Origin of the sequence: Campylobacter coli LMG 9860, from assembly GCF_000254135.1 — a bacterium.
Lineage (GTDB): Bacteria > Campylobacterota > Campylobacteria > Campylobacterales > Campylobacteraceae > Campylobacter_D > Campylobacter_D coli.
In genome coordinates, this window is sequence record NZ_AINS01000133.1 from 1 (window position 1) to 205 (window position 205).

At 30.2% G+C, this 205-nt stretch carries 1 protein-coding gene; it reads right to left on the minus strand.

All coding sequences use genetic code 11. The features are described from left to right. Nucleotides 1-10: 10 nt before the first annotated feature. Nucleotides 11-205: hypothetical protein (locus CCO88_RS09740; protein WP_002822024.1), on the minus strand; the 195-nt coding region annotated here is incomplete at its 5' end.

Below are 205 nucleotides of genomic sequence, written 5' to 3' on the forward strand. Positions count from 1 at the left end.
CATTTTGCATTCATACTCCCCATTCTCTTTTATATTCGGCGATTATTTCATCGGCATTTGCTTCATCTTTTGCAATTTTTATCATATCGATAACATCTTTTTCATTTGCAAACATATCTTCAATAGCGTGTCCGCAAATAACAGATTTAATACCTTCATATTGCTCTTTAGTTAAATCGTCTTTATATTTTTTAAGTATTGCAAG